At 55.2% G+C, this 13,554-nt stretch carries 12 protein-coding genes; 4 read left to right on the top strand and 8 right to left on the bottom strand.

Annotated features, from left to right (window positions below; translation table 11 throughout):
* Positions 1-109 precede the first annotated feature (109 nt).
* The 7 genes from VFE46_10210 to VFE46_10180 all read right to left on the bottom strand — a co-directional run bounded on the left by VFE46_10210 (position 110) and on the right by VFE46_10180 (position 7,170).
* The gene (locus VFE46_10210; GenBank protein ID HZZ28362.1) at positions 110-1,909 is read right to left on the bottom strand and encodes a trypsin-like peptidase domain-containing protein; all 1,800 of its coding nucleotides are present in this window, start codon (positions 1,907-1,909) and stop codon (positions 110-112) included.
* 352 nt (positions 1,910-2,261) lie between these two features.
* The gene (gene rsmA / locus VFE46_10205) at positions 2,262-3,155 is read right to left on the bottom strand and encodes a 16S rRNA (adenine(1518)-N(6)/adenine(1519)-N(6))-dimethyltransferase RsmA (protein ID HZZ28361.1); all 894 of its coding nucleotides are present in this window, start codon (positions 3,153-3,155) and stop codon (positions 2,262-2,264) included.
* 63 nt (positions 3,156-3,218) lie between these two features.
* On the bottom strand, positions 3,219-3,848 hold the full coding sequence (locus tag VFE46_10200; GenBank protein ID HZZ28360.1) for a riboflavin synthase: 630 nt from the start codon (positions 3,846-3,848) through the stop codon (positions 3,219-3,221).
* Positions 3,849-3,942: 94 nt separating this feature from the next.
* On the bottom strand, positions 3,943-4,821 hold the full coding sequence (gene pssA / locus VFE46_10195) for a CDP-diacylglycerol--serine O-phosphatidyltransferase (protein HZZ28359.1): 879 nt from the start codon (positions 4,819-4,821) through the stop codon (positions 3,943-3,945).
* 105 nt (positions 4,822-4,926) lie between these two features.
* On the bottom strand, positions 4,927-5,910 hold the full coding sequence (locus tag VFE46_10190) for a phosphatidylserine decarboxylase (protein ID HZZ28358.1): 984 nt from the start codon (positions 5,908-5,910) through the stop codon (positions 4,927-4,929).
* Positions 5,911-6,016: 106 nt separating this feature from the next.
* The gene (locus VFE46_10185; GenBank protein ID HZZ28357.1) at positions 6,017-6,277 is read right to left on the bottom strand and encodes a hypothetical protein; all 261 of its coding nucleotides are present in this window, start codon (positions 6,275-6,277) and stop codon (positions 6,017-6,019) included.
* Positions 6,277-7,170, bottom strand: a complete 894-nt coding sequence (locus VFE46_10180) for a DUF1559 domain-containing protein (protein ID HZZ28356.1) — start codon at positions 7,168-7,170, stop codon at positions 6,277-6,279. Before VFE46_10180 ends, VFE46_10185 begins: the two co-directional genes overlap by 1 nt.
* A gap of 828 nt (positions 7,171-7,998) precedes the next feature.
* Here VFE46_10180 and eno point away from each other — a divergent pair.
* From eno to VFE46_10160, 4 genes are all read left to right on the top strand, one after another.
* A complete protein-coding gene (gene eno / locus VFE46_10175) occupies positions 7,999-9,276 on the top strand; it encodes a phosphopyruvate hydratase (GenBank protein ID HZZ28355.1) in 1,278 nt (425 codons plus the stop codon).
* A 12-nt stretch (positions 9,277-9,288) separates the two neighbouring features.
* Positions 9,289-9,672 carry a hypothetical protein gene (locus VFE46_10170; protein ID HZZ28354.1) on the top strand — a complete coding sequence of 128 codons (384 nt, stop codon included), beginning with the start codon at positions 9,289-9,291 and terminating at the stop codon, positions 9,670-9,672.
* 290 nt (positions 9,673-9,962) lie between these two features.
* Positions 9,963-11,975: a tetratricopeptide repeat protein gene (locus VFE46_10165; protein ID HZZ28353.1), complete on the top strand. Its 2,013-nt coding sequence runs from the start codon at positions 9,963-9,965 to the stop codon at positions 11,973-11,975.
* A gap of 72 nt (positions 11,976-12,047) precedes the next feature.
* A complete protein-coding gene (locus tag VFE46_10160) occupies positions 12,048-12,584 on the top strand; it encodes a hypothetical protein (protein ID HZZ28352.1) in 537 nt (178 codons plus the stop codon).
* Between the two features lie 210 nt (positions 12,585-12,794).
* Here the strand turns inward: VFE46_10160 and VFE46_10155 are convergent.
* On the bottom strand, positions 12,795-13,554 hold a 760-nt coding region (locus VFE46_10155; GenBank protein HZZ28351.1), incomplete at its 5' end, for a hypothetical protein.

The following is a 13,554-nucleotide window of genomic DNA, read 5'->3' as shown; positions in this document are numbered from 1 at the left end:
AGCACTTGCCTGCCAAGCGGCCGACGTTCCCGACCAGATTACCCGCGCCTGTGGCGGGAAGCAAGTGCCGCCCACGCGCAACGGTAGCAGAACTGGCTTGGCTGCGTAGCTACTTGGCTTTGTCCTTCAAGAAATCTTGGTCAGCCTGCGACAGCGACGCCGCGGGCACGGTAAGAATATCGCCGCTGCGGCGCTTCAGCACCACTTTGTCGTCCACTCTGGCAACGAACATCGCTTCTATTTTGAACTTGCCGGTCTTGTCGACCCACATGCGAAAATCGTCGATCTTGGCGTCCGTCTTTGCGGCAGAACCGGCGTCGGTTTTGGAGCTTGTGCTCGTCGAGTCAGAGACCGTCGACGGCGTAGCGCTGGCCGCGCTGGATGAACCACCGGCTGCTGAACCACCAGTTGATAAACCGCCGGCTGCCGTGGCCGAATTGCCAGTCGCCGGTGTTTTAGCCGTCGCCGTGCTTGCGGAACCGGTTGCCGTGCTGGCCGAACCCGTCGCAGCAGAGCCCGTCGGCTTCAAATGCGCCAACAGAACTTCGTCGGGCACCTCGCGCAGCACGAACACATTCACGCGGTTCTCGGTCGATTTCAGCGCGTACGTTTCGGTGTCGGCCACGTACATCACCCGGCCGTCCAGCTTGGAGCCAATCGCCAGCTTATGGGTATTCAAGCCGCGAACCGTCACGGGAATGCGCCCCAACACGGTTTGGAATTCGTCTTCATCGTCAATCAGCCCCACCATTAACTCGGGAACAAAGCCCACGTCTCCCACGGTCTGCAGCGACAACTCGGGACCGGCATTTTTCAGGTAGTTCAACATGCCTTGCTGCGGCTCTTCCAGCTTCTTGACCAAATCGTCGCATTTGCCGGCCACCTTTTGCTGCTCGTCAATGCACTTTTGCTTTGTGTCCGAATCGGGAAACAAATAAAAGTTTTGACCGCGAACATTGTTAATTAAATAGTCGGCTCCTTGCTCTTTCGCCTGCAGCGCGAACGGACTGTTCGTGGTGCCGCTTTTCATGGCCCGCAACTTTTCGTTGGCTTCGCGCAGTTTCGTGCGTGCGTTGACGATGGCGTCTTTATAATGCTTTTGGCCGGCGTTGATGAACGCATCGACCTGTGCGGCCGGAATATCTTTGGCCGCCAGCTCATTTTTTGATTTCGCCCGCTTGTGCGTTTTCGGCTTGGCTTTGGCGGCCACGTCGGCCAGTGCGGATACGGGCTTATTCTTGGCTTTTTCCAGCGCATCGGCCACGTCGAGCGACGAAATCGCAAAATTCAAATTCTGCCCGATGAGCAGCACCATGGTGTTCATGGCCACAACTTTTCCTTCGCGATTCACCAGCGGGCCGCCGCTATTGCCCGGCGAAATGGGGGCCGTGGTTTGAATCCAGGTGCCGGGAATTTCCTCCTCGTCGGAAATTTCCTTGCCGCTGCGAACGGCGCTGACAATGCCATCGCTCGCAGAAAACGACAGCCCCACCGGCGCGCCAAACGCCGCCACCGAATCTCCCTGCCGGGGCAACACATCGGCCAGCGGCAGGACAGGGAGCGATTGCTTGTCGATTTTCAAAATGGCGATGTCGCGCTTCTCATCCAGCAGCAGGGTCCCCACCACCTTGGCTTGTTGCCCGTTCTTGAATGTGGCCATCGCTTCACTGGCGCCGGCAATCACGTGGTAGTTGGTTGCCAACACGCCGTCGGCCAGCACCACGTATCCGCTCCCTACGCCTTTGCCTTGCTCCATCGTCACGTCGATGCGCACGATGGAAGGCTCCACTTTATCAATCAAATCGGCCAAGCTGCCGTCCGCCGCAAACACAATCTGGGGCGCCGCGGCGCACCACAGCAACACCATCGTCTGCCACCAACCTGGCGCAGCGCTAAGCATTCGTCTCATGATGCGATTGCACTCCGCGGAGAAGATGAAACCAGCCTGAAATCAATTTGCCATGCACCACGGTAAAGGGTGCCAAGTGCAGAAAAGCCTCGGCTGCCACCGGCTACCCCCGCCAAGCTACGGTCGCTTCAATTTATCAGCCTATTCCGCTTGTGGCAAGCGAATGCCAGCCGGCGGGAATGATACGCGCGGCGCAGTCCGGCAGGGTGGCTGGGGTCGACCGAAGGGAGACCCCAGCGGGCAGCATTCCGGGGGCTCGGCGGCACTCGACCCCGGCCACCCAATGCAGTTCACTTCAAAATGCGTCACTACCCCAGCCATCGGGAATGATACGCGCGGCACGGTCTGAAATTCACAACTGGATCTGGCGGAATTTCTCGCACAGGGCCAGCATTTGTTCCACGCTTAATTCCTCCGCCCGGGCGTTTCCGCCAAATTGCAATTCCGACAAAACGCGATCGATCGCCGGCTTGTCGAGCCGATCTTTGTACGTCGCCACCAGCACGCCCCGTAAAAACTTCCGGCGGTGCAGAAACAGCTTGCGCACAAATTCGTGAAAAAACCGCCGGTCCGGAATCGCGCTGCGCCGCTCCGGCTCCAGCGTGATGTGAACAATTGCCGAGTGCACCTTGGGCCGCGGCCAAAACACGGTCGGCGGCATCACGCGCAAAATTTCCACGCGGCATTGGCACTGCACCCACACGCTAATCGCTCCATAATCTTTCGTGTGGGGTTGCGCTGCCAGCCGATCGGCCAACTCTTTTTGAATGGTGATGGTCATCGAAACCGGCGGCCATTCCAATTCGAGCAGATTGGAAATCAGCGGAGTGGCCACGCCATACGGCAAGTTCGCGACCAGTTTAAAGTTCCGCTGCGGCTCTGCCGCCAAATGTTGCCGCAGGGCACCCAGCACCCGCGAATCAATTTCGTGCTTGCGCCGCAAGGCATCCATTTGCAGCAGGGTGATGTTCGCATGCGACAGCAATTCTTCGCTGGCCAGTTGTGCCAAGCGCGGATCGATTTCCACGGTTACCAAGTGCGCTACCTGTGGCGCCACCAAGGCCGTGAGCGATCCCACGCCGGTGCCCACTTCCAGCACCACGTCGTGGGGCGAAAGTTGCGCCGAATCGGCCAGAATGCGCAGTAAATTCAAATCGATCAAAAAATTCTGACCGTGCCGCGATTGCAGCTTGAGGCCGACTTGCTGGAATCGTTGCTTCAAATAGGTGAGTGTTTGGTGCGACATGATGAGAGAGTAAAAGGCAGAATGCAGAAGGCAGAACCAATGCACATGCCTTTTGCAGACTGCTTAAATTTCTGCTTTCTGCTTTCTGCTTTCTGCGTTAAGTTGCTTTTGAACGTATTTCGCCAGCACGTCGGTTTCCAGGTTGACCGTGTCGCCCGGCTGCAGCTGTCCCAGCGTCGTCACGGTCAGCGTGTGCGGAATTAGCATCACGCTAAAGCGGTCGTCGGCCACGTCGACCAGCGTCAAACTTACTCCGTCGATGGCAATCGAGCCTTTGGATGCCATTTGCCGCAGCAGAGCCACGGGCGCGCTAAACCAAAATGTGGACCACTCGCCGGCATCGGTCCGCGAGGCCAGCGTGCCCAATCCGTCAATATGCCCGGTCACAAAATGCCCACCCAAGCGATCGCCAAAACAGAGCGAGTGCTCCACGTTCACGGCGCTGCCGGGCTTCAGCCGCCCTAAATTGGTGCGATGCAGCGTTTCCTCGCCGGCCTGAAATTCCAACCGCGGCCCGCTGGCGGCCACCACCGTTAAGCAACAGCCGTTCAAGGCAATGCTGTCTCCCACGCGAATGACACTGCCGGCTTCTCCTTCGGGCCACGGCGGCAGGCTGACACAAATTCGCGCTCCAGGCGGCTCCGGCTTCACTTCCATCACCGTGGCCAGCGCTTCAACAAGTCCGGTAAACATGGCAGAAGTGATCGGTGGTCGGTGAGCAGTGGTCAGTTTAGCCGCGACGCGCCAGCGGAGCGCGCCCCTTGAAAATCATCCGCGTCATTATGCACTAGAACAGCGATTCGCTTTCTTGCTCCTGGGCCCGATTGCGCCACCGCTGCCAGGCGTAACGCAGCGGCGGGCCAAGAACGAAGATCGAACATATAATCGGCACGCTGTAGCCGCGGATGGCAATGATCACCACCAGCGAAAACAGCAGCGCCACAATGTGCCCCAGGCTGCGCTGCCCATTCAGCAACTGATTCACCACGTGCGGGTACGGAATGCGCGACACCATCAGCGCGCTCAGCATCAGCGTGAACAGTGGCAAAAACCGCCGCATGTACCAATCGATATCCTGAGCGTACGGCAAATGATTGCTTTCCAGCCGCAACGTGTAAAACAAAATGGCGAAGCTGGCAATCGACCCGGCGGCGGCGGGCGTGGGCAAGCCGATGAACGATAAATGATCGTCCTCTTGCTCCGTTTCCGCATTGAACCGCGCCAGCCGCATGGCCGCACAGGCCACAAATGCCGCCGCGATAATCCACATTTCGTCGTGGTAAAAAAAGGTGAAATCAGGACACATTTTCACCATTAAAAACGCCGGCGCCACGCCAAACGTCACTAAATCGCACAGGCTGTCCAACTGCGCGCCGAAATCGCTGGTAATTTTCACCAGTCGGGCCACGTGGCCATCCAGCGCATCGAAAATCATCGCCACAAAAATCAACCATGCGCTGAACACAATGTTGTGCGTGGGGTTCGTCGGATCGAACGCGCCGAACACCTTGGCCGGATTGGAAATTTCAATTTGCGGGGCCGGCGGAATCCGATCCAGCGTGCCTGCCCCCACGCGCGACGCCACCACAATCGCAAAGAACCCGCACAGCAGGTTCCCCAGCGTGAACATGGTTGGCAACACGGCTACGGTGCGAAGTTTTTTCATGTTAAAGCAATTAGCGATTAGCGGCTAGCCGATTAGCAATTCGGGCGGGCGGCAACGGCAAGCGATGTCAATTCGTTGTAACCGCTAATCGCTAGCCGCTAATGGCTAGCTGCTGTATTTCCCGACCACGTCACGGCCGGCTTTGATCCATTGTCCCAAGCGAACTTGCGGCTCGAAACCTTCGGCCGGCACAATCAACTCGGTTCGCGAGCCAAACTTAATCATCCCAAATTTCGCGCCCCGTTCCAACACCTCTCCCGGCCTTAAATCGTTCACAATGCGGCGGGCCACCATCCCGGAAACCTGCCGGCATACCAGGCGGCGATAGGGTGCTTCGTCCTGCTCCAGGCCAATCCACATGCTTTCGTTTTGCGTGCTGGCCAGCGGATGATCGGCGTGCAAAAACTTGCCGGGCGAATACTTTAATCGAATCGCCTTGGCCCGGCACGGCATGCGATTCACGTGAACGTTGAACAGCGTGAGAAAAATAGCGATCCGCACCGCCGGCCCTCCGACAAATTCATCGTGTGCCAGCTGCGCCACTTCCACCACATTACCATCAGCCGGGGAAACCAGCAGGCCTGGCTCTTGCGGAATGCGCCGCGGCGGATCGCGAAAGAACGACACAACCAGCACCAGCACCGCCCCGCTAACCACCGCCGCCAACAAGCACAGCGCGCTCGTGGTTCCCGATGTATTTCTCCAGCCCACCACCAAGGCCACGGTCAGCGCCAGGAGGGGCCAGCCCATGATTTGCACTTCGGCCAGTCCCCAGCGTGCCAGCGGAATTTTTTCGCGCCAGCGAAACCGATCATCCTCCGGCCGCCAATGGCAATCCGTCAAATTGCGGCAGAATTTCAGATCGCGCGAATCGACAATCTCGTGTGGGCAGCCGGCGGGCTCACCAATTCGCGCGGCCGCCATTCGCCGCACATATCCCGGCCAAAAAGTTCGCAAATACCAGCGCCGCCAGCGACCCCAGGCCATTTCCAGCGAATAACAAAACCCACCCCCCGGCTGCGTGCTGCGAATATTTTCCGGCAAGGGCTCCGCTGGCATCCGCGGATGGGCGATGGGCGCTACAGACATTCAGTTCAACCCGGCTGTCAGTTTCGATGCGTGCATTTCCGATAATTCCGCATCGACCATCGTAACCATTTGCCGCCCAAAGGCAAACCGCACCACTAGCAGGAGCTCAGTTTGTTTCCACGATATCACCCGTGGGAGAAAATTCGACTTCATGAATTTTGCCGAATTTATTCTTTCCCCGGACCTCAATGGCGCCGCTGGCGAGCTTCCAAGCGGTGTCGAATTTCACATCTGGGAACTTGGCTTTGGCCGTCTTCAGCTCACTGGGCGGAACTTTGTCGATGGACAGCATAACACGCGGGACACTATCGTCCGCATCCTTACAACCCGCCAGGGCCAACAACATCAGCAGCAGAATTTTACGCATCAGTAATTGACCGAAATGATTTCGCCGCCGGCTCGTGTGGTCAGCGCTTTGAATATTTTTTCATCCATCGAAGCGGGAAGAAAATTAACATGCGCGTCGACAAACACAAAATTCGCACCGGCCGCGTGCAGACTATAAAACTGATTGACATCGCTTCCCGGCGCGCCGGGGCCAACGCCTTCCCCAGCCTGTCCTAATACCATTCCGGCACTGGCTTCCGTTTCCGGACGCGCCACTTCGCCATTGTCGGGAAATAAACTCGTTCCCGTAACCGAACCGACCCACGTGGCGTTGCCCAGTTGGTGGGCCCGTTCGCCGGCAGCAACGGTTTTGCTGCTCCCATCGGTCACGTCTTTCAACGATAACTTGCTGTTACGAAAGTACATGCCGTCGCCGTCTACACCCGGCTCGGTCGTGCCATACATGGCAACATAGTTGGCTGCCGCGACTTCGCAAACCGTGGCAATCGGATTGCCGCTGGCATCACGGCTCTTCGCGGCCCACACCCTGGGCGTATCGTCGGTGGGGCAAAAAAAGCTTTTGATATTCGCCACCCGGGCGGCATTGTTCGGGTTTTCAATCGGCAAATCAAAATGGATGGTTTGATAGATGGCGTTTTCTTCCATTTGCGGCAAGATGAACGAACACCATCCCCAACCCGGCCCGGTATCGTTTCCCTCGTTGTCATAGCTCGAAACGTAACCAGGCGGAAAATGCTTGTTGGCCGTTTCGTAATTCAACAGTGCCAAGCCAATCTGTTTTAAGTTACTCGCACATTGCAAGCGGCGAGATGAATCTCTGGCCGATTGAACCGCAGGCAACAGCAACGCAACCAGCACGCCAATAATGGCAATCACCACGAGCAATTCAACGATGGTTACCGCACGTCGCATAGTAAAATCTCCATTGGGTGCCCATTCTATTATCTTCTTCCTGACACAGCAATGAACGCATCAGTCGGCCGAGTATTTGCGCAATTCTAAGAATTGCCTACGGGCGATGGTTCGCTCGGGTGTCACTGCTGGCCGGCATCGTCTGAGAAGGCCGCTGATGGGCGCGTTCATCGCGGAAGATGAACGGAATAGATGAAACAGAATATCTACTGACTGTATTGTTGAAATTCTAGATAGTAATGGACAACCAGTGCCTTACGCAGTGTCCGGATCGAATTTATTTGAAGCATTGGACCATCGGTCAGCCGCTGGCTAATCATAGCAATTTTTCCGCACGCCAGCTTAGTTCCTTAGGCCGGTAGCCCGCTAGCCAATCGGCGGCGAATTTTGCACAATGGAGGCCGATGGAGCGATGGCTGTGCCCAGCCGTCTTTCCCTGCAACAGGGGCGGCTTGGGACAGCCGCCACTACATTTATCAAGCGAGCAAAGGCTGGCCCAATTTTCAGTGGAGAAGTGTACGCATTTTCAGTATAATGCCGGCTGTGCCTAAAAATTATACTGGCACTCGTGAGCGCGCACGGCGGCGGCTGCCGTTTTTCAGACCGCTGGTCCGCGCGGACGCTCAGCCAAACTTACCGGATCGAACAAACACTGCCTGTACGAAAAATGAACCGACAATCGTTCCATTTTTGCCAATACTTAATTGCCAGAGGGCGTTTTTCCCGTGATTAATTGAAACTCCGCTGCGTTTTGTCCGCAGAAAAAAAATTCCGGACAAAATTGACAATATCCATTTTGAATTTTGAAACCCGAGCACAAATTTTCCTATGAGCGAAATTATTTCGATTCACGGCCGGCAGATTCTCGATAGCCGCGGTAACCCGACGATTGAAGTGGACGTGGAACTTTCCGACGGCTCGTTTGGCCGGGCTGCGGTGCCCAGCGGGGCAAGCACGGGTGTGCACGAGGCCTGGGAGTTACGCGACAGAGATAAATCGCAGTTTCAGGGGAAATCGGTGTTGAAGGCCGTGGCGAATGTGAACGAAAAATTGGCCTCCGAGCTAATTGGCTGGGATGCCCTCGATCAGGCCGGCCTCGACCACCGCATGAATGAACTCGACGGCACCGAAAACAAAAAGAACTTGGGCGCGAATGCCATTCTTGGCGTCTCGCTAGCCACGGCCCATGCGGCCGCGGAGTTTTGCGGCCTGTCGCTGTTCCGCTATCTCGGTGGGCCCGGCGCGCGGCTGTTACCGGCCCCGATGATGAACATCGTGAATGGGGGCGCGCATGCCGATAATGCCGTCGACGTGCAAGAATTCATGGTCATGCCGCTGGGCTTTAACAAATTCAGCGATGCCCTGCGAGCCGGCGTGGAAACGTTTCACAATCTCAAAAGTGTGCTCAAGGCGAAAAAGCTGAACACGAACGTGGGCGACGAAGGAGGCTTCGCTCCCGATTTACGCAGCAATGCCGAAGCGATCGATTTGATTATTGAGGCGATTCAAAAGGCCGGTTACAAGCCGGGCGAGCAAATTAGTATTGCGCTGGACGTGGCCGCCACGGAACTGTTCGACGACAAGACGAAAAAATACAGCGTCGACGGCCGCGAACTCAGCTCGCAGGAGATGGTCGATTTTCTGGCCGCGTGGGTCGGAAAATATCCGATTTGCTCGATCGAAGATGGCTGCTCCGAAGACGATTGGGAGGGTTGGAAAATGCTCAGCCAGCGACTTGGCGACAAAGTGCAATTGGTCGGCGACGACTTGTTTGTCACGAACACCAAGCGCCTGCAGCGCGGCATTGACGAGCACATTGCCAACAGCATTCTGATCAAAGTGAACCAGATTGGCACGCTGACGGAAACCATCGAGTCGATCCAGTTGGCCCATCGCAACGGATACACCAGCATCGCCAGCCACCGCAGTGGCGAAACGGAGGACGCCACCATTGCCGATTTGGCCGTGGCCCTCGGCACCGGGCAGATTAAAACCGGCAGCGCCAGCCGCACGGACCGCATGGCCAAGTACAATCAATTACTGCGGATTGAAGAGGAACTAGGAGACAGCGCCGTCTATGCCGGCCCACTGTTTAAGAAACGTTGAACGCCGCTTGTCATGTCGGATTCTGAAAAAACACTGCCCTCGGTGACCGATTCCCCGTGGTTCTGGGTCATGTTGTTTTCACTGGCGGGTCTGGCGGCGCTATTTACGATTGGACCAAAATTTGAGCGCCGCGAGGCATCGATCGAAGAAAAATTTCACGCCCGAGAGCGCGGCCTGGGACGGGAGGCCATCGACGCCGCCTCTGGCGATGCCGCGCCGACCGCCACCGATGCTCCGGCAAACCAACAAAACTCTGCGCCCCCCTGGCAACCCATTTTCACCCTCACGCCGATTGCATTTGTGCTGGCCGCCATCGCCATAGTTGCCATGTTCAACGTGCTGCGTTTTCACCGCCGACGATTAAATCACTTACTTAGGCTTAACGTTGGCAAGTAATTCTAGGCCGTCAATAGTTAATGCTTATAAAAACTCCGACTGCATGATATCTAAAAAGTACGTGTTTGCGTCGAATAATTCTGGTTGATGCCGATACGATAGCACTGCTTTTGGATTTGTATCTAGCTTGTATCGACCAAATGGCTGCTGACAATGTAAAGCAGGTTTCTATCTTGCATCAGCGGCTTGTGCGTAAGAGCTGACCACGATGTGTAACTCCTGTTTGCAACATCAGTAGTCGGTGCTGTTCCGTTCAATATGTGTAGGAACTTCCAAAAGATGACCGTTTCATGACCCAGGCGGCAAATAAATCTTACGCTCCTGTTGGATCACCGCGTGAAATTTCAATGTCACGAAATCGGAAATCAGTAATACAAATTTTGTGCGGCACGGCGATCATCATTTTCAGCACCATTTTGATTTATTGGCCTGCGCTCCATGGTGAATTTGTTATGGATGACGCTCTGCTCGTGACACATAACCCAATCGTTAAAAGCGCGGACGGATTGTATCGTTTTTGGTGTACAACGGAACCAACCGATTATTGGCCCTTAACTAATTCCACGTTCTGGCTGGAGTGGCGATTGTGGGGAATGAATTCGGCCGGCTACCATGTCACCAATTTGGTGCTGCATATTGCTTCAGTGCTCCTGCTTTGGGCTATCTTGCGGAAGTTGTCCATTCCGGGGGCGTGGCTCGCAGCCTTGTTGTTTGCAGTGCATCCTGTCAATGTCGAATCCATAGCTTGGATTGCGCAACGAAAAAATGCGCTGGCTATGTTATTTTTTCTGCTGTCAATTTTCGCATATTTGCAAATCGATTGCTCTCCCGCACTCGCCGCTTCCGAACCAGGTCCGCGCAAGTCGCTAATTCGTCTCTTCGTATCTAGGAAATTGCATTGGTACTGTTTTAGTTGGCTGGCATTTATTCTGGCGATGCTTAGCAAAGGTTCCGTAGCAGTGCTGCCGCTCGTGCTATTGTTGATCGCTTGGTGGCAACGGCAAGCGATTACAAGGTGGGACATCATCCGCACAGCGCCTTTCTTCCTGTCAGCCATGCTGCTTATTGCGGTGAACCTATGGTTCCAAACACACGGTTCGGGAGAAATTTATCGTCCGGCCGGCTTTGCCGAGCGCTTAGCCGGCGCTGGCGCGGTGATATGGTTCTATTTGTTCAAGGCAGTTCTGCCCACTAACCTAATTTTCGTGTATCCGCAGTGGAACATCCAAATCGAAAAATTTTATTGGTGGCTCCCGTTGATCGCCGTGGCAGCATTGACCGGGATGCTGGTCTGGCAGCGCAATCATTCGTGGGGAAAGCCCCTACTGTTCGCTTGGGCATTCTTCTGTGTGGCTTTGCTTCCCGTAATGGGCTTTGTCGATGTCAGCTACATGCAATACTCATTAGTGGCCGATCACTATCAGTATTTAGCGCTGATTGCCGTCATGACGCTGGCAGCTGCTTTTTGGAGCCGTTGGTATCAACGGGCGCACCAAACGCTGAGGTGGGTGGCAATTTCCGCCGCCGCATTCGTCGCCGGAATGTTCGGATACCTCGCCTGGCAGCAAAGCCGTACATTTGGTAGTTGCATCGAACTCTACCAAACTACAATCGACAAAAATTCAAGATGCTGGGTGGCCTATAACAATTTGGGCGTAAAACTACAACAACAAGGTAATATTCAGGAAGCGATCAACGACTTCCGACAAGCCATTGTGATAAAACCGGTTTATGCCAGCGCGTACAACAATTTAGCCAGCGCCTTGATCGATGCTGGGCAACCATCAGAGGCAATCGAGCCGCTTGAACAAGCTTTGCAATTGAAACCAGATTATATGGAAGCCGGTATCAACTTAGGTATGGCTCAAATCAAAACCGGTCACTCACAAGACGCCGTTGACACCCTTCGGCAAGTAGTACAACAGCACTCAAATTCGGCCGAGGCTCACGCCAATTTGGGAATTGCGCTGAAGAAAGTAGGGCAAGTTTCGGAAGCGATTCAACAATACGAGCAGGTCCTAACACTTTCCTCGGACAGCACAACCTTGTTCGCCGCGCGCTTCAATCTAGCAATAGCGCTGGTTGAAATCGGCCGCACCCAGGAAGCCATCGATAATTACCAACTACTCATCGCCCAAAAGCCCTCTTACGCGCAGAGCTATTACAGTCTGGCAGTAGTATATAGTCAACTTGGCCAAACTGCCGAAGTCTCTGCCGCTGCCCAAAGGGCACTAGAGTTAGCCCGATCGCAGGGAAACACGATATTAGTACAGCAAATTGAGAACTGGCTGATGTCCCATTGAAGTACGCAATGCAAATGCCAAAGTATTATTCACGCTGCTTTTAACTGCCGTAGTCGTTTTTCCTAGTTAGCCATGGCGGATTCCGCGCTCATCACTTGGTTCACGGAAGACCCCACGCCGATTCTTATCGGCGGCGGAGTGATCTTGTTCGTGCTGGGCGTGCTGTTTCTAAAATATGGTCGCGCTGGCATTCTGGTGGCCATGGCTGGCATCGCGCTAGTAATGGGCTCGGCCATGTTGATTGACCATTTGGTTGTGACGGAACGCGAACAAGTGGCAAACGTAATTTACAACGCTGCCGACGCCGCAGAGCGAAACGATTTCGATGCGTGCCTCGCGTGCATCTCGCCCATGGCAACAGAAGTCAAAACGGAAGCCCGCCATTGGATCGCGCAGGCCAAATTCGACTCGGTCAGCATTAGCGGCATGGAAGTCAAACTGGATCGCACTACAAACCCCATGACTGCAACCGCCGAGTTTCGCGCCTTCGCTACGGGCCTATTCTCTGACCGCGGGTCTCCCTACCCATTTAAGTACGTATCGCATTTGGCAGTGAAGCTTCAAAAACAAGGTACCCACTGGCTGGTGATGAATTACCAGCACGATTGAGTTTGGCGGTTGAATCTCCGACTTGTAAGAAAACGGTTGCTGCAATCGACTATGCTTATGACCGAGCCACGCACTTTGGAACGCCTAATTGTCGAAAACTTCGTCTGGAACAAGCCTTTCGATCCAAGCTTGTTTAGGCTCGAAGTTCCTGAGGGATTCAAGGTTGTCGAAGATGCACCACCGACACCAACTGCAGACAAATGAGTCCAGTCACGCTACGATGGAGCGGCGGCGGTTCAGGTAATCCCACACCACAAAGCGGTCCAAGTCTTTGCCTGCGGTGAAGAACACGCGCCCTTTGGTCGATTCGGCCAGGCGGTAGGCGAATTGAATGTCTTCGCTCGACTGGCTCCAGCTTTGCAACAGAAAAATGTTGATCGTAATTCCTTCCCGCTGGCACAGATGCGCCTCGCGCATGGTCGCTTCTTCCGTGCGGCGATCGGGCGGATAGAGCAAAAATAGCTTATACCCTTCGAAGTGCGCTGTCGGCAGGCCATCGGTAATCAAAATCATTTGCCGGTTGGGCGTATCTTGCTGCGATAAAAACTGTCGCCCCATTTGCATCGCGTGCTGAATGTTGGTGAAATGGTGCGGAATTTGAATTTCGCTCACCTCCGGGTCGCTCATGTCGGCCCACAACCGCACGTAAGAATCGAAAATCGTCACCGGCTTGGGCAACAGCGTGGCAATTTCGGCTGGCGTGCGCGGCTTGGCGAAGGTGTACATTTCGATGAACTGCAAAAAATCGCCCGGGTATTCGCGGCGAATTAACCCATCCAAGGCCAGCCCCATCCGTTTGACGTTAATATATTGTCCGCCGTAGCGCATCGAGCCGCTCATGTCCATCAGCACGGCGGTGGCGCATTTCGGCGTATTGCGGGTGCGGTGGATTTCGATATCATCGGCCTTCATCCGAATGGGCAAGCTCGCGCCGCCGCGAAGCATCGCATTGACCAGCGAGGCCGGGATG

The organism is Pirellulales bacterium (assembly GCA_035656635.1).
Classification (GTDB): domain Bacteria; phylum Planctomycetota; class Planctomycetia; order Pirellulales; family JADZDJ01; genus DATJYL01.
The sequence above is the reverse complement of the archived record's forward strand: the minus strand, read 5'-3'. Positions and strand labels throughout refer to the sequence as shown.